Genomic DNA, 17,270 nt, shown 5'->3' with positions numbered 1-17,270 from the left:
GATTAAGTAATAGAAAGACCACTTTTTTTAAATAAAATAAACAGTCAGTCCTAAACGAGCGATCCTCGCATACCTATGATAGTAGAGGAGCGTGATCGATATGGAACAGAAAGTGCAAACCTACTTTGACCTGAAGCAGCAACAAAAAGATATTGAGCAGCAGCTGTCTGTACTACGAGATGAGATTGTCGCGTATTGTGCAGAACAAGGGGTGTATGAGACGCAGGTTGGTGGTTACACCGTGAAAACAGTGCTTCAGAATCGGAAGGAATACGATGATCAGAAGCTGTATGCTTCTCTTCCAGACCCGGACATCTGGCGATTGTTGTCCAAGGTAGACAGCCATAAGCTGAAAAGCCTGATCAAGCTGAACATTCTGTCCGAGGAACAAATTAACCCGGCATGCACCGTGAAACAGGTGACCTTGTTACAGGTGGACAAGCTGTAAGGCTTCATATCCTCTTTGTACATGAGTTGAATTTAACTGAACAGCCCGATCACAAAACACCTTCCGAGAAATGTTCTGTTTAGATGAGCAGTCGGACATACGTGGAGGTGTTTTTGTTGTGCGAACAGGGCCCGGGATCATAAATAGTTAAATATGAGGGGGAAGAAGTATAATTTGTTCATTGTAAGCGTATTCAACAAACGATATGATGGATAAAAAATGGCAGGGAGGAATTGTAAATGCCAACTGAAATTCCATCATTACATGCTGCGTACGCTAATACGTTCAAAATAGGTGCTGCTGTACATACCAGAATGTTGCAGTCCGAAGGGGAATTTATCGCCAAACACTTCAATAGCATCACGGCTGAAAATCAGATGAAATTTGAAGAAATTCACCCGGAAGAGGATCGTTATACATTTGAGGCGGCGGATAAAATTGTTGATTTTGCTGTTGCCCAAGGGATTGGGGTTCGCGGACATACTTTGGTTTGGCATAATCAAACATCGAAATGGGTCTTTGAGGATACCTCAGGTGCCCCTGCTTCCAGAGAGCTGCTATTATCTCGCTTGAAGCAACATATTGATACAGTAGTAGGTCGGTATAAGGGGCAAATATATGCGTGGGATGTCGTCAATGAAGCTGTTGAAGATAAGACCGACCTGTTCATGCGAGATACGAAGTGGTTAGAGCTGGTGGGGGAAGATTATCTGCTGCAAGCGTTCAGTATGGCTCATGAAGCTGATCCCAATGCGCTTCTTTTCTATAATGACTACAATGAGACGGATCCGGTCAAACGGGAGAAGATCTACAATCTGGTTCGGTCTTTGCTGGACAAGGGAGCGCCTGTACACGGGATTGGGTTGCAGGGGCATTGGAATATTCATGGTCCTTCGATTGAGGAGATCCGAATGGCTATTGAGCGTTATGCTTCACTGGATGTGCAGTTGCATGTTACGGAGCTGGATATGTCGGTGTTTCGTTATGAGGATCGTCGAACGGACCTCACTGCGCCAACTTCGGAGATGGCTGAGCTACAGGAGCGTCGATATGAAGAAATCTTTAATTTGTTCCGTGAGTATAAATCATCCATTACCTCTGTGACATTCTGGGGAGTAGCCGATAATTATACTTGGCTTGACCATTTCCCGGTACGCGGACGCAAAAATTGGCCCTTTGTTTTTGATCAGCAGTTGCAGCCCAAGGAATCATTTTGGCGTATCACTAATTCTATGTCCTGAACATCAGGGAAGTGGAGAGAATCGGTCACGATGTGGCCGATTTTTTGCTTTACTCAATATAGATTATACAGTGCGGCTATCTCGTGCATGATAGAGGCGTTAATTTGTATGGATGATAAAAAATATGGTATTAAATGGGATTTTGTGATAGGGTTGAAGAAATGGTGAACCAAATTCTTTCCTGAAATGAGATGAGAAGATGGATTACATCCGAAACTATTTAATTACTTTTGCCGGAAATTTTACATTTAGTTATTATATTTTTGAAGAAGGTACTTTTGCCAAACCGCTGATGTTTGCTACATTGATGCTGTTGCTGATCATGACAATCGATTACATGAAGAGTAGAAACAAATATACATTGGATTAGGACATGTCCATGTTTTTAAACGATTCTGGAGCATAGGGTCGTTTTTTTATTGTATATAGAACAGCTTCCATTTACATCATGACCATTGTTCATTACACTTGATGAGTAGCACCTCATTAACTCAGTTTTTGTTAACTCAATTCAGATCATCAGGAGGATATCATTATGCATCAATCCGCACATATTCAGGAAGCAAGAGATTACATATTAAACCGAATCCATACCAAACCTGCCGTAGGCATGATCCTGGGTTCCGGACTGGGAGCGCTCGCGGACGAGATTGAAAATGCGACCGTTATTCCGTATACAGATATTCCGTATTTCGCCCAATCGGAGGCTATTGGTCATGCCAATGAATTGGTTATTGGTGAACTGATGGGCAAAACGGTTGTAGCGATGAAAGGCCGCCTTCATTATTATGAAGGTTTTACACTGGACGAAGTGACTTTCCCGGTTCGGATCATGAAGGCGCTGGGTGTCGAGCAATTGCTTATCACCAATGCCTGCGGAGCCATCAACACAAGCTTTGAGCCGGGTCAACTGATGCTCATTACAGATCATATTAACCTGGTAGGCAATAACCCGTTGATGGGGCCGAATAACGCCGAACTGGGTGTTCGTTTCCCAGACGTATCACAGGTATACAATCGCGAACTGCGCAGCATTGCCCTTAAGGTTGCAGAAGAGCAGAATGTTGGCCTGCAGCAAGGTGTCTATGCATGGTGGAGTGGCCCGGCATATGAGACACCAGCGGAGATTCGCATGATTCGTACGATGGGTGCGGATGCAGTGGGTATGTCCACGGTACCTGAAGCCATTGTTGCCATTCATGGCGGTATGAAGGTACTAGGCATTTCCTGTCTGACCAACATGGCCTGTGGTATTCTGGATCAGCCGTTAAGTCATGATGAAGTTATTGAAGTGGCTGCGCAAGTGAAAACAACCTTTATCGGACTTGTAAAAGGCATCTTGAAAGAGATCTAATCGCGAGATGATTTTTATCTAGGGAGCGATGGAATGGATAGGATAGAGTTTTCATCCAACCAAATCGAAACCACCAAAAAACGTATGCTTCACGAGCTGTTACTCGTGAGACATACGTTTTTTTTTATTTTGCAGAACTATGAATCATCTGAGAATGATCGGCCATGATTGCTGGTGTGGACTCCCTGATGATGGGTTTGGTCACAATGTGTGAGACCTGATACGGCTGTGTCGGGCTATTAATCCGGGATAATAGCATCTCCGCAGTCTTAATGCCCATCTCATTGCTATAAATATGAACCGTCGTTAATGCTGGCTCAATAATTCGAGATTGGGGTGCATTATCGAATCCGCATATCGCAATATCCTGTGGCACAGCGACATTTCTATCTTTTAACGCCCTGATCAGATCAACTGCTATAAAGTCATTAGCGCATACGTAGGCGGAAGGTAGGGATGCCAGTTCTGCCACTCGCTGGTTCAACCATCCTGGCTTGGAAAACAGGCGATCATTGTCTACGATGCAATGGGAGAGGTCGACCTGCAACCCCGCCTCCAGCATAGCACGGTGATATCCAACCCATCGTTCATTAAAACTCTTGCAGTGATTGTAATCTCCGACGAATCCGATACTTTTGTAGCCGCTCTCAATTAATTTTGTGGTTAACTGGTAGATGCTATGTTCATTCTCCATGAGTAGCAAATCTGCTTGGAATTCGGGATAACATATGTTGGAAGCGCAATCGATAAAGATGGTGGGAATGCCCAGGTCGGTAATCAGCTGTGTATATTCCAGATCAAATAATTCAATGCAAATAATGCCGTCTACTTTGGCTATATCAAAATTGTTGGGAAGTGTAAGTGTATCTTGATCGTCTTCACGCACGATATGAATCGAGAGATTGTATCCCTCCGCACTGATTCTTTTCTCCAGACCGCTGATTAACAACGAACCAAAGTGAGATGTATTAGGCAGGTTTTCAGTTAACAGGGCGATATTGCCCGGAGCCTTGCTTAGAACCTGCTCATTGTCCATATAGGCAAACTGTTTATATTTAAGTTCAATTGCTTTTTTAATTACACGATTTCGGGTCTCATCCGGGATGTTTCCGCTATCATTTAATGCTTTGGAAGCCGTATTCCTGGAGATCCCCAAAGCATCAGCGATGTCTTGTATCGTGACTCTTTCCTTTGCCATCTAATGCTTCACCTCTAATCATCAATAGTCATCCATATTCTTCTCTAAGTCAAATGTATAATAGAACGGGACAAATAGCAATCTCTGTTTTACAAATGTACAATTGTATTTACATTTAGATAGGCGAATTCTATTTTCATAATTGTTCCAGAAGTTTCGTTGACTAGTGTAACAATGATGATCTATTACGGTAAAGATATAGAAATATCTAGGCTGGTATTAACGATTTAGTGTTGTATATATGCAAATTCAATCCTCTTTAGTTACATTGATGCAAAGATAAAATGATCAAATGCACAAATATTTTTTTACAAAACGTATTGACTAAATCTGTTGAAACCTGATAAATTGTAAATTATCAAATAGGCAATTGTAATATTGAAAGCCCTTACTGAAAACAATTGTCAACTTCTAGAATGAACGGGGGTATCGTGTTGGATAACATAGCCGACAGCAAAAAGGGCGAAGGAAGGGTACTGAAAGTGAGGACGACAAGCGGTCACAGGTTGCAGCAGCTCAAAAAAAATTACTTTTTATATATGTTGCTTGCACCAGCCTTAATTTTGACTCTTATCTTCAAGTACATTCCGATGTACGGAGCCATCATTGCGTTTAAGGATTTCAGTCCGATCAAAGGCATCATGGGCAGTGATTGGGTGGGCCTGAAGCATTTTGAGAAATTTATAGCTTCACCCAATTTCGATATCATTTTAATGAATACGCTTAAACTCAGCTTTTTGGGATTAATATTCAGTTTCCCGGTGCCCATTTTACTGGCACTCATGCTGAATCAGGTACGCAAAGCTGGCATCAAGAAAAATATTCAATTGTTTCTATACGCACCCAATTTCATCTCGGTTGTCGTTGTTGTGGGTATGCTATTCATCTTCCTCTCACCGACAGGGCCGATTAATCAATTAGCCACATGGATTACAGGTCAGCCAATCATGTTCATGTCTGAACCGGAATATTTCCGCTGGATCTACATTTTGTCCGATATCTGGACCGGAGCGGGCTGGGCTTCCATCATATACGTCGCGGCTTTGGCCAATGTTGATCCGGAGCTGCACAATGCGGCTAATCTGGATGGAGCCAATCTCCTTCAGCGTATTCGCCACATTGACCTTCCAACGATTCGTCCGATTATGGCCATCGTCTTTATTCTTGCAGCTGGCGGGATTATGTCCATTGGATTTGAGAAGGCTTATCTGATGCAGACGTCCATGAACCTGCCTTCCTCCGAGATTATTGCCACGTATGTCTATAAGGTGGGGTTACAGTCTGGAGATTACGCTTATTCTGCGGCAGTTGGATTGTTCAACTCCGTTATCAATGTGATTTTGCTGGTGACGGTGAATCTGATTGTGAAGAAATTGAATGAAGGCGAAGGCCTCTATTAGGAAAGGAGTATTATCCATGGTTGTTAAACACACGGGAATGGATCGATTGATCCTCACACTCAATGCCATTTTTCTCACCTGTGCTGTACTGGTTGTGGTTGTTCCCCTGATTTATATTGTTATCGCCTCATTCATGGACCCCACGGTGTTACTGAATCGTGGACTGTCCTTTAATGTATCGGACTGGAGTCTGGACGGATATCAGATGATTTTGTCCAATCCAGCCATGATCCGGGGGTTTGCAAATGCGGTATTGTACTCGGTTTCTTTTGCACTGATCACCGTGACCGTATCCATATTTGCAGGTTATGCATTGTCGGATGATAGGCTCGCGGGACGTGGATTTTTCATGATTATCTTTATCATTACCATGTTCTTCGGTGGGGGATTAATCCCTACGTATCTACTCATACGTAATCTCGGCATGTTGGATACGGTGTGGGCGATCATCATCCCTGGAGCCGTTAACGTCTGGAACATCATTCTCTCCAGAACCTTTTTCAAAGGAGTCCCTCGAGAACTGAAAGAAGCTGCAAATGTGGATGGCGCTTCTGAGATGAAGATTTTCTTCCAGATCGTCATCCCGTTGTCGAAACCGATCATTTTTGTACTCGCACTTTATGCGTTCGTTGGGCAATGGAACTCCTATTTTGATGCAATGATCTATCTCGATAATCCGAACCTGCATCCGTTACAGCTCGTTCTGCGTTCCATTCTGATTCAGAATCAGGCTGCACCGGGCATGATCAGTGATCAGCTCGCGATGGCGGAACTGAAACGGCTCTCCGAGATGATTAAATACTCAGCGATTGTCATTTCGAGTCTGCCACTCATCATTATGTATCCGTTCTTCCAGAAGTATTTCGAAAAAGGTGTCATGGTCGGTTCCCTCAAATAGTGAACAGCCTGCGATACAGTAAGTTGATCCAATCCAACTCATGGAGGTCATTATTATGAAAAAAGTGAACAAGTCCAGAAAAGCCGTTACAACGGCATCTATTTCCATGTTATCTGCAATGCTCTTTCTAACCGCCTGTGGCGGGGGTGGAGGCGGCGCGGCAAGTGAGGCGCAATCACCTGATGGTAAGGTGACATTGAATTTTATAACACAGAGCTCTCCACTGGCTCCCGCTGATCCAAACGACAAGCTGATTAACAAGCGACTCGAAGAGAAAACCAATGTGCATATCAACTGGAAGAACTATACGAGTGATGTGTTTGCAGAAAAAAGAAATCTGGCGGTCGCCAGCGGTGATTTGCCGGATGCCATTTTTGATGCAGGTTACGGGGATTATGATCTCCTGAAACTGGCGAAGGACGGGGCGATCATTCCACTAGAGGACATGATTGAACAACACATGCCCAATCTGAAAAAGGTGCTGGAGGAAGCTCCCGAATACAAGAGCATGATCACGGCTCCAGACGGACATATCTATTCATTCCCATGGATTGAAGAACTCGGAAGTGGCAAACAACGGATTCAGTCAGTGGATAACTTGCCCTGGATTAATGTGGAATGGTTGAACAAGCTTGGACTGAAGATGCCAACGACAACCGAAGAACTGAAAGAAGTATTGATCGCGTTCAAAACTCAAGATCCAAATGGCAATGGTAAGGCCGACGAAATTCCGTTATCTTTCATTAACAAACCGGGCGGAGAAGATCTGACATTTCTCTTTGCGGCATTTGGACTCGGAGAGAACTGGGATCATACCGTGGTAACCAATGATGGGAAAGTAGTCTTCACGGCAGCTGATGAAGGCTACAAGGAAGCGGTTAAATATATTCATGAGTTGGTTAAGGAAGGCCTCGTGGATGTCGAATCGTACCAACAGGATTGGAACACGTACCTGGCGAAAGGTAAGGATAACAAGTACGGCATGTACTTCACATGGGATAAGGCTAACATTACAGGCATGAATGATACGTATGATGTTCTGCCTCCGGTTGCCGGGCCTAACGGAGAGGTTAATGTCACAAGAACAAACGGAATAGGACTTGATCGTGGTCGCATGGTCATTACCAGCAGCAATAAAAACCTGGAATCTACAGCGAAGTGGGTAGACCAACTGTACGATCCGCTCCAATCTGTGCAGAACAACTGGGGTACCTATGGAGACGAGAGTCAGCAAAATATTTTTGAATTCGATGAAGCCAAAGGGATGCTGAAACATCTTCCACTGGAAGGATCTGCACCTGTGGAACTCAGACAAAAAACCAGTATCGCAGGACCATTGGCCATTCTCGACAGTTATTATGACAAATACACAACCAAACCGGAAGATGCGGCTTGGCGCATGGAACTTCTGGACAAGGTTATGGTTCCGCATATGAAAGCGGAGAACGTATATCCAAGTGTGTTCTTCTCCATTGATGAACTGGATCGATTGTCCACGATTGAGACCGATCTCTTCGCCTACGTGTTACGTCTGCGTACAGAATGGTATCAGAACGGGAAAATAGATCAGGAATGGGATGCTTACTTGAAAGAGTTGGATCGCCTTGGATTACAAGAATGGCTACAGATTAAACAAGCGGGATATGACCGTAATAACAAATAAAGAGAAGTACGGAGGAGAAACCATAATGTCGACAATTCTTAAACAAGATTACAGAAATGAATACCATTTTTCACCAAAAGAGAAGTGGATGAACGACCCAAACGGCATGGTGTTTTTCAATGGGGAGTATCACTTGTTCTATCAGCATCACCCACATGGAACTACATGGGGCCCCATGCATTGGGGCCATGCAGTGAGCAGGGACCTGATCTCCTGGGAGGAACTTCCGATAGCCTTACTCCCCGATGAGAATGGCACTATATTCTCGGGAAGTGCCGTAGTGGATTGGAATAATACGAGTGGATTCTTTGAGGGTGAGCCAGGGTTGGTTGCTATTTTCACCCATCATCTTGAAGTTGAAAACCGTGATGCCATACAAACCCAGAGTCTGGCGTATAGCAAAGACAACGGCAGAACCTGGACTAAGTACGAGGGTAATCCGGTATTAAAGCATGAGTCCTTTGTTGATTTTCGTGATCCCAAAGTGTTCTGGCATGAGCAGACCAAGGAGTGGGTTATGATTATCGCTTGTGGTCAAACGGTATGTCTGTATCGTTCTCCCAATCTGAAGGATTGGACGTTAGGAAGTGAATTTGGCGCCGGGATTGGTTCACACGATGGCGTGTGGGAATGCCCCGACCTGTTCCCGCTTGCAGTGGATGGAGATTCAGGGCAGGAGAAATGGGTGATGCTCGTTAGCATCGGTGCAGATCCTGCTTTTATTGAAGGCTCCAGAACACAATATTTTACCGGAGAATTTGATGGAACTACATTTGTCCCAGACGAGGCATCCCAGACGATTCGCTGGATTGATTATGGTCGGGATAACTACGCAGGAGTTAGTTGGTCTGACGTTCCTGAGGAAGATGGAAGACGCCTCATTATCGGCTGGATGAGCAACTGGATGTATGCCAACCAGACGCCAACCAATGATTACCGTGGAGCAATGACCATTGCCCGGGAGTTGACACTGGAGACAAGAGCGGGAGAAGTTATATTGATTCAACGTCCTGCACGGGAACTTGAGCAAGCCCGTACGCCAGTATTGTCCCTACAGGATGCTTCGATTCAGCAAGTGAGTGAGCAGTTGAACGCTTTGCAACTCGTGAACTATGAGATCCATGCAGAGTGGGCTCAGGATCAGTCGTTCCATTTTGCGCTAAGAAGCGGCACAGATCATGAGACGGTCGTTGGTGTAGACTCGATCCGAAGTGAAGTGTATGTTGATCGTAGTCGATCGGGCATCGGCCATTTTCATGAACTTTTCCTGAGCCGTCATACAGCTGAGTTAAAAGAAGTGAACGGAAATCAAAGTTTGCGTATCTTTGTAGATCATTCATCTGTGGAGGTATTTGCAAATGATGGTCAGGCGGTTATTACGGATCTGATCTATCCGGATGTAGATTCCAAGGGCATCTCTGCTCATGCAGAAAATAAAGATCTGGTCTTCTCTTCACTTCATATCTATGAGATATCACCGACCAAGGCTTAAGGTTAATTGTAATGAAGGAAAGGAGCCCAGAATGATGCGCATTGGAGCCATAGAAGCGGGCGGAACAAAGTTTGTATGTGGTGTAGGTAATGAACATGGACAGATTGAAGATCGGATCAGCTTTCCAACAGAACATCCGGAGACCACTCTTGCCAAGGTGATCGACTATTTCAGGGATAAAGATGTGGAAGCCCTGGGGATTGGCTCCTTTGGTCCGATTGATCTGCAACCGGATAGTCCCACCTATGGTTATATTACGACCACACCTAAGCCTGGGTGGGGAAACTGTAATGTGGTTGGAACCTTGAAGCATGAATTTCCGGTTCCTTTTGGATGGGATACGGATGTGAATGCTGCCGCGCTCGGTGAAGTGACGTGGGGAGCGGCGGAAGGACTGGACAACTGTGTATATTACACGATTGGCACAGGAGTTGGTGTCGGACTTGTGGCAGGGGGCCAACGAGTACACGGATTGTTACATCCCGAGGGTGGACATATTCGCACAAGACGCCATCCGGATGATCACTTTGCCGGATTATGCCCGTATCATGGTGATTGCCTGGAGGGGATGGCTGCAGGACCAGCCATAGAAGCACGGTGGCAGAGCCCTGGCAGTGAACTGCCGGCAGACCATCTGGCGTGGGAGATTGAATCCTTTTACATTGCGGAGTCGATTACAACTGCCATTCTGCTGCATTCGCCGCAGAAGATCATCTTGGGCGGTGGTGTGATGCAGCAAGATCATCTGTTTCCTATGATCCGGGAGCGGGTAGTGCGGAATCTCAATGGTTATGTGAATGCAGCTTCAATTACGCAACATATCGATCAATATATTGTCCAACCCGGATTGGGCCAGCATGCAGGCCTGTGTGGTGCACTCGCTTTGGGTCTGGAAGCATTGCAACAAGCAGCACAAGCTTCACATGCTTCGTAGTTCTCTAAAATAATATACATCCCAGAAGGGACGGTTGCGGGTTCGCTTATTGGTATAAGCAAGACTGCACTGTCCTTTTTGGGCTTTTTATTTTTTTTGAGGAGTTCAATAGGTTTGAAAAATAGTGCGCTCTAAAATCTAATGTTGCTCAAGTGAGCTGCCAAAGGTATGATTTTTAGTGTTCTATCCCTATCGTGCGATAAGACATTCAAAATTTAAATTTAACGTGTCTCAAAATGAAAGGAATCCACCCAATGAACCAAATAACGATGCGTCAAGCTGTACAGACAGACCAAGAGCAACTGGCCGATTTGCGGGCGTTGGTATTATACGATGATTTAACCAGACTGGGAAGGTACGATGATGTGAAAGTACGTGAACGTTTCCGGAATACATTCGACCCTGCCCACACCCATATTATTGAATTTGGAGGATCAATGGTGGGTTGTGTATCATTGAAGCCCAAGTCTGAGGCATATCTATTGGAACATTTCTATATACATCCCGATTATCAAGGCCAGAGAATAGGAACTCAGGTACTGAACATGCTGCTGGAACAGGATGAAGTTCAGGGGAGACGGGTTATTTTAAATGTTTTGCAAGGAAGCCCTGCTCGGCGATTGTATGAACGATTTGGATTCATATTGGACAGTGAATATGAGGTCGATGTATTTATGTCGGTCAAAGTGCTGGAATAGTATGATCACCAATAATTACTCGGTAACAGCGGGAGACAGTTAACTGACGTCGCAGAAGCCGGTGTAACGATACGGCATAGATCCATTCATTTAATTCTGGAATGGGTCTATTAAACTTTTCTATTATACTTGCCAGTGAGACGGTAGAACGTATGCGGGTATACGTGTGAGTTAACATGCCTGAAACGCGATCATGCAAGCTATACCGCCAATTTTGCACATGACGTAATAAAATTGGCTAGGTTCGGGATCATTTAGCCATATCCAGCGGAGGGAGAGCAGGAATTGAAACTTCTGAAACCTTGGATAATAGAAGCTGCACCATCCATAGATGAGTCCGGCAAGCGCAATGAACAGGAGAACAGGCGTACCTGGCGTATGATGATATTCCGGATAGGCAGCGGTCACGAGCATGGCAGGTGTATAGTGCTCTTCGTCATCCTCCATGACTCTTTGATCGTTCCCATTCCCTTCCTTAATTAGATGTTGGTTTTAATACGTGATCATGGGACATAGGTTGCAATGGCTTGATCTGTTATAGTATTTCATGAATGGGGCATTAGGGTTTCTTTTTAAGAGAGTACTGTTATTATAAAATGGTACCCTGTTTAAACCCAAGTGTTGGTTAAGGGGGACAGGAAAAGGTTGGACAATCTGTAATTCCAGACGAGTCACAGGAGGAGATTGGGATGATTAGAGGGTTAACGAATGCGGGACTGGGCAACATCGAGTCTGATGAACAATATATCACAGATGCGGCCAAGCACGGATTCGGATCTGTTGATTTGAATCCGCTCTCATTGATTGAAACGTATGGCAAGGAACAGGCGCAACATCTGTTGGAAAGCAATCAGGTGATCATCGGTTCATCGGGTCTGACGGTAGAGTGGCGGACGACAGATGAGCAATTCCGTGAGGGATTGCAATCGTTGGTCGCTATGGCAGAAGCGTCTGCTTCGTTGGACTGTTACAGCTGTTGCACGTATATTTTACCCTCAACGGATCAACCGGCAGCGCAATTTATGGCGGCGGCTACGAAACGTTTGAGACTCTGCGCAGATATCTTGGATGCTTACGGGATTAAGTTGGGTCTGGAGTTTGTGGGATGCCACCATTTGCGGACGCAATGGAAGAATCCGTTTATCTGGCGTGTGGAAGATACGCTGGACTGGATCGAGACGATCCATGCGCCTAACGTTGGCCTGCTCGTAGATTCCTATCACTGGCATACGAATGGTCTACCGATGGAAGATCTGTTGAAGCTGAAGAAAGAGCAGATTGTTCATGCGCATATCAACGATGCCTATGATCTGCCCATTGAAGAATTGCTGGATTATGAGCGTTTATACCCGGGCGAAGGGGTCATTGATCTGGGTGGGTTTCTGAGAAACCTGCAGGCGATTGGCTACAATGGTGTGGTGGCTCAGGAAGTCTTGGCACCAGCATCAGAACTGGATCTGGAGGCGCGGTTCGCCAAGTCGAAAGCAGGCTTTGATCAAGTATTTGCATCGATCTAAATCATGTGGAGGAAACACAATCGAACAGAACGACCGGAGTAAACGGGCATCCGTTTGGTCTGGTCGTTTTTTTTATGCTTGTTTTTAATATCCCAAACATGTTTATGTTCAGTGTTTGTTAAGAGCTGCTTGCTATATTGGTACAGAACGTCATCAGAAACTTAAGGAGGAGACCAGTTGAGTCTACATACTAAAAAGGGTGCAAGAGTCAAGAGAACACGATGGAGTGTGCTTGCTCTAGTCATTACATTACTCACAAGCGTGGGTTTTCCATCTTCGTTGGCCCTGGCTGCAACAGAGCCCATTTCACTAAGCGGACCTTCAGATATTGAATTCTACACGACGGCTAATGGAGAAACAGAGATGCTGATCGCAGACACCGGAAACAATCGGGTTATTCGGGCTACGCCGGAAGGTGAGGTACTATCGACGATAGAGGTCAATAATGTAACGGCGGTAACGATGAGTAACGATGGATTAATCTATGCAGCCGAATCGGGTGCATCATTACAGATCCACATTTTTAACCCGGATGGTACAGTAAATGCGACACCTATCGAATTGAACAATAAGTATTGGATGAACTTTGGTCAAGGCGAGATTCAGCAAAGGTATATCCGAAATGTCATCAGATTTAAACAGCACAACAGAGAAACTATAGGTGTAACCTATAACGAGGTCAGCTTGGTGAATGATGAGACACAGATAAAAACCAAATTTTCCTATAATTACCTGGACAACTCAGGAAGTGGAAGCAGGATGAATTTGGAGAAATACTCTAGTGTAATCCCCGGTAATAACGAGGGGGGGCAAAATTTTTGGTACACCTATAATAATGGAATCTTTATCTACCCTTTGGTTAGTATACAGAATTCAACGGACAAGCTTGCAGATCTGACACTGGATGTAGTAAACAAACGTTTATATGTTGTGAGCGAGAATCAGATTATGCAAACAGGCTATGAAGGCTTCGTATATCCTAACACTCCTGTTCTGAGTACGTGGGTAAGTGGAAACGAGGCATATCCCATTGATCTCAGTAATCAGATTGCTTTTGAACCAGAAGGTGAATTGTATATGGCTGATACAGCGAGAGACCGGATTGTCGTTTTCAGTGCAGACGGAACTTCTGCTCGTATTCTGGGTCTCAGCAAAGATGACACCCCTAAGCCTACAGCAGGTACATTTTCCAAAACAGTTATCAAAGGGTTACCAATAGCCTTTACATCTACTGATTTTGACAGTAATTATGCCGACCCAGAGAACCGACCTATGACGGATATTCGCATCGTATCCCTGCCTGACAGTGGTAAATTGCAGTTGAATGGTACGGACGTTGTGAAGGATCAGGTGATTCCTGTCGCAGAGTTGAATACATTGACCTTCATTCCTGCTTCAGCTTTTACAGGGATAAAGACAACGTTTGGCTGGCAGGCCAACAATGGAACTGTTTTTTCTGATAGCGTGGATATAACGATTATGCTGCGAATTAAAGGTGATGCTACTGGCGATGGTGTGCTTACACCAGCTGATGCGTTATTGGTCAATAAATATATCAAAGGTTTGATCACATTTACACCAGAACAGATTGAAGCACTGGATATGAATGATGACGGTGTAGTCGATGCGAAGGATTCAGTACTGATTATGGGCGTTTACTTGGGCATCAACTCACTAACTTAGAAAGAGGTGAATACCTTGTCGAGCGAGAACTCTTATTTATTTTCAGCAAAATATAAACGATTCACGAAATCGCTTCTGGCTCTGCTACTCACGATTTCCATGATCTTCTCGTGGCTGCCTCAGGCGCAGGCCAGTACAGATCCCGTAATTCATATTGGAGAAGTATCCGGCAAACCGGGGGATATCGTGGAAGTACCTGTAACCTATGATTCCAAAGATACAAACTTTTCTTTTTATCACTCTGATCTGACCTTTGCCTATGATCCGGCAGTGCTTGAACTGGTGGATGGGGATGAGGTCGTGAACCAGCAAGCTTATGAAAAATATCTTGGAGCTGGCATAACTAAAAATACTTCTGTTCCAGGTTTCATTCAGATTGTAATGACGACGCAAAGTTTCATTAATGAATCTACAGTGATGTATTCCCTTCATTTCAAAATCAAGGGTAGTGCGACTGCCAGTGCAAGTTCAGTAAACCTTCATTCAGGGGCATTGATTAAGGAAATTGATCTGTCTCAGGTAACTGGGGAAAATGGACAAGTTACTGTGCTGTCAGAGGATAAGCCGATTGGTAATGTACTTGTTTCGATCGGATCAGCGCAAGGAAAAGCTGGTGACAAGGTCACGCTCCCGGTGGATACCGTGTCACTTGATCAACCGATTGGGTCTTTCGGGGTACGCTTGAAGTATAATCCCGCAGCCCTTCAGGTGATTAATGTTACAGGTGACGTTCCGGGAATCCAGTATAACGCGAATAATGAGACGGGATCAGTCATCGTGGGCTGGAGTGATGAGGACGGAGGACAGAGTCCAATTCCGGCATCCGAGAGCCCACAGGCGCTGTTCAAAATCGAATTCACGATTGCTTCCGCTGCTATTACAGGAGAGTATCCGGTTCAGGTTGTCGACACAACCCTGCCTGAACACTTTACGGTGACAGATGCTGATGCAATGGAGATGAACAAGCAGATTTTACCGGGCAAAATTTCAGTCGTGGGTTCACCAGTTACGCCAACAACACCATCCAATCCGGGTTCGTCCGGTTCAGGAAGTTCATCCAGTGGTTCCTCAACACCATCCACGCCTGCAAGCACTTCCGAGAAGATTACAGTAAATGTGACCAATGAACGGAACATCAATGCCGTTGTATCGGCAACGATTATAGAGCGAACAACAGGGGCAGATGGACGTAAAAAAGACGAGGTGAATCTGACGGCTGAGCAGACTTCTCGTGCAATTGAAAGCCTGAAGAAGGCCGGTTCGAATATTGCCCGGATCATGATTCCGGATGAGAAAGACGAGGTATCCGAACTGAACGTGAAGCTGCCAGCCAAGTCTACTTCACTGATGGCTGATGAAAAGATGAATCTGTATATTGAAACGGATAATGCTTCCCTGCAACTGCCGGCGAATTCTTTACAGGGACTGGGCTCGGATATATTCTTCCATCTTGTGCCGATCAAGGATACCGCAGGCCGTGAAGTGGCGGAGCAGCGTATCCAGAATGATCCATTAATCGTCAAATCATCATCAAATACTGCGGACCTCCGTTTGGTAGGTCGTCCAATGACCATTGAGACTAATATGAGCAGTCGTCCGGTGACAGTAGTACTGCCAATCCGAGAGACAAACCTGACGCAGAGGGAACTGGACAAGCTGCAAGTATTTATTGAACATAGCGATGGAACGAAGGAACTCGTTAAGGGTAAAATCGTTAAATTTAATGGAACTGATCAACCGGGAATTGAGTTTGAAGTTACCAAGTTCAGCACATTTTCCATGATTCTCATGAACGACACTCATTCCTCCGCCTACATTCAAGGTTATGCGGATGGCACGTTCAGACCGAATCAGGAGGTTCAGCGTGTTGAAATGGCTGCTTTATTATCTCGAATACTTCCGTCTGACAGCGTTGAAGCTACGCTTGATACATCATATCGGGATATGCCTGCTGCAGAATGGGCACGCGAAGCGATTACAAAGGCGACTGCGGGAGGTTATATGCGAGGCAATGCTGCCGGAGATTTCATGCCGGAACGTTCCATCACACGAGCTGAGATGGCGGTCATCATTGAACGGCTTCTGAATCGCAAGGATATCACGGGGGCAGTAACGACAACAGAGCTGACGAAGGAAGCTACGGACATTACATTGCACTGGGCCCTCGAGGCGGTTCAGCGTGTATTGGCAACGGGAGTCATGAGTGTGTCTCCAGACGGAGCATTTCGTCCAAACGAAGCCGTGACACGAGCGGAGGCGGTTACTTTGCTGAATCGTCTGGTTCATATTGAACCTGAACTGTCCGGCACTTCCAGATGGAAGGATGTATCTGCAAGTCACTGGGCTTATGGCGCAATCCAGGCTGCATCCCAGAATTAAAATGTAGAGTGCTGGTGCTGCTGGTTCCTATCTTTCAGCTGGGGACGAGCAGCATCAGATGAAATCCAGGAGGCATCTGCGGATGCCTTTTTTTCATCGTTAGCGTGCCCAGCTAAGCACGCATCTTCTAGCCGGTGAAAATCCGGTCGCGGGAGAGGCCAAGCCCCGTGTAGCTAGGATACTTGCGTATGGAGAAATCTGTGCGTAAAAGCGTATCGACGAAAGTACCTGTCAGAGACAGGGCGAGCGACAGTCCAGGCCGTAACATCAAGTGAATCCTGCCGCGTCGTCAAAAGGCCTTGCAAGAGGGAAAAGAGGAAGCCGAGTCTCGTGTAGATGGACGAAGGCCAGGGAAGCTGTTTTGA

15 protein-coding genes are annotated in these 17,270 nt (G+C 45.3%); 13 read left to right on the top strand and 2 right to left on the bottom strand.

Annotation, left to right across the window (positions count from 1 at the left end; genetic code table 11):
* The first annotated feature begins 100 nt into the window (after window positions 1-100).
* From MKY66_RS22590 to MKY66_RS22575, 4 genes are all read left to right on the top strand, one after another.
* Window positions 101-448, top strand: a complete 348-nt coding sequence (locus tag MKY66_RS22590; protein WP_083657139.1) for a hypothetical protein — start codon at window positions 101-103, stop codon at window positions 446-448.
* 239 nt (window positions 449-687) lie between these two features.
* Window positions 688-1,689 carry an endo-1,4-beta-xylanase gene (locus MKY66_RS22585; protein WP_076212237.1) on the top strand — a complete coding sequence of 334 codons (1,002 nt, stop codon included), beginning with the start codon at window positions 688-690 and terminating at the stop codon, window positions 1,687-1,689.
* Window positions 1,690-1,888: 199 nt separating this feature from the next.
* Window positions 1,889-2,059: a hypothetical protein gene (locus MKY66_RS22580; protein ID WP_179088539.1), complete on the top strand. Its 171-nt coding sequence runs from the start codon at window positions 1,889-1,891 to the stop codon at window positions 2,057-2,059.
* A gap of 165 nt (window positions 2,060-2,224) precedes the next feature.
* Complete coding sequence (locus MKY66_RS22575; protein ID WP_036617166.1) at window positions 2,225-3,043, top strand: purine-nucleoside phosphorylase; 819 nt, start codon at window positions 2,225-2,227, stop codon at window positions 3,041-3,043.
* Window positions 3,044-3,167: 124 nt separating this feature from the next.
* Here the strand turns inward: MKY66_RS22575 and MKY66_RS22570 are convergent, their stop codons facing one another.
* Window positions 3,168-4,241, bottom strand: a complete 1,074-nt coding sequence (locus tag MKY66_RS22570) for a LacI family DNA-binding transcriptional regulator (RefSeq protein WP_076212235.1) — start codon at window positions 4,239-4,241, stop codon at window positions 3,168-3,170.
* 539 nt (window positions 4,242-4,780) lie between these two features.
* Between MKY66_RS22570 and MKY66_RS22565 the strand changes: the two genes are divergently transcribed.
* From MKY66_RS22565 to MKY66_RS22540, 6 genes are all read left to right on the top strand, one after another.
* On the top strand, window positions 4,781-5,641 hold the full coding sequence (locus MKY66_RS22565) for an ABC transporter permease subunit (protein ID WP_223200008.1): 861 nt from the start codon (window positions 4,781-4,783) through the stop codon (window positions 5,639-5,641).
* A gap of 16 nt (window positions 5,642-5,657) precedes the next feature.
* Window positions 5,658-6,539 carry a carbohydrate ABC transporter permease gene (locus MKY66_RS22560; protein WP_036617174.1) on the top strand — a complete coding sequence of 294 codons (882 nt, stop codon included), beginning with the start codon at window positions 5,658-5,660 and terminating at the stop codon, window positions 6,537-6,539.
* Window positions 6,540-6,594: 55 nt separating this feature from the next.
* Entirely contained in the window at window positions 6,595-8,202 is a 1,608-nt protein-coding gene (locus MKY66_RS22555) for an ABC transporter substrate-binding protein (RefSeq protein ID WP_143760332.1), read from the top strand.
* A 25-nt stretch (window positions 8,203-8,227) separates the two neighbouring features.
* On the top strand, window positions 8,228-9,694 hold the full coding sequence (locus MKY66_RS22550; protein WP_076212231.1) for a glycoside hydrolase family 32 protein: 1,467 nt from the start codon (window positions 8,228-8,230) through the stop codon (window positions 9,692-9,694).
* Between the two features lie 34 nt (window positions 9,695-9,728).
* Window positions 9,729-10,628 (top strand): ROK family protein, encoded by a 900-nt coding sequence (locus MKY66_RS22545; protein ID WP_076212229.1) that lies wholly within the window; start codon window positions 9,729-9,731, stop codon window positions 10,626-10,628.
* 254 nt (window positions 10,629-10,882) lie between these two features.
* Window positions 10,883-11,326, top strand: a complete 444-nt coding sequence (locus tag MKY66_RS22540) for a GNAT family N-acetyltransferase (RefSeq protein WP_076212227.1) — start codon at window positions 10,883-10,885, stop codon at window positions 11,324-11,326.
* A 171-nt stretch (window positions 11,327-11,497) separates the two neighbouring features.
* Here the strand turns inward: MKY66_RS22540 and MKY66_RS22535 are convergent, their stop codons facing one another.
* Window positions 11,498-11,773 (bottom strand): hypothetical protein, encoded by a 276-nt coding sequence (locus MKY66_RS22535; protein ID WP_076212225.1) that lies wholly within the window; start codon window positions 11,771-11,773, stop codon window positions 11,498-11,500.
* Between the two features lie 242 nt (window positions 11,774-12,015).
* Here MKY66_RS22535 and MKY66_RS22530 point away from each other — a divergent pair, with 242 nt between their 5' ends.
* The 3 genes from MKY66_RS22530 to MKY66_RS22520 all read left to right on the top strand — a co-directional run bounded on the left by MKY66_RS22530 (window position 12,016) and on the right by MKY66_RS22520 (window position 16,905).
* Entirely contained in the window at window positions 12,016-12,843 is an 828-nt protein-coding gene (locus MKY66_RS22530) for a sugar phosphate isomerase/epimerase (protein ID WP_076212223.1), read from the top strand.
* A gap of 177 nt (window positions 12,844-13,020) precedes the next feature.
* Window positions 13,021-14,526, top strand: coding sequence for a dockerin type I domain-containing protein (locus MKY66_RS22525; RefSeq protein WP_076212221.1), 1,506 nt, complete (start codon window positions 13,021-13,023; stop codon window positions 14,524-14,526).
* A gap of 15 nt (window positions 14,527-14,541) precedes the next feature.
* Entirely contained in the window at window positions 14,542-16,905 is a 2,364-nt protein-coding gene (locus MKY66_RS22520) for an S-layer homology domain-containing protein (RefSeq protein WP_076212219.1), read from the top strand.
* Window positions 16,906-17,270 lie beyond the last annotated feature (365 nt).

This window comes from Paenibacillus sp. FSL R5-0766 (assembly GCF_037971845.1).
Classification (GTDB): domain Bacteria; phylum Bacillota; class Bacilli; order Paenibacillales; family Paenibacillaceae; genus Paenibacillus.
The sequence above is the reverse complement of the archived record's forward strand: the minus strand, read 5'-3'. Positions and strand labels throughout refer to the sequence as shown.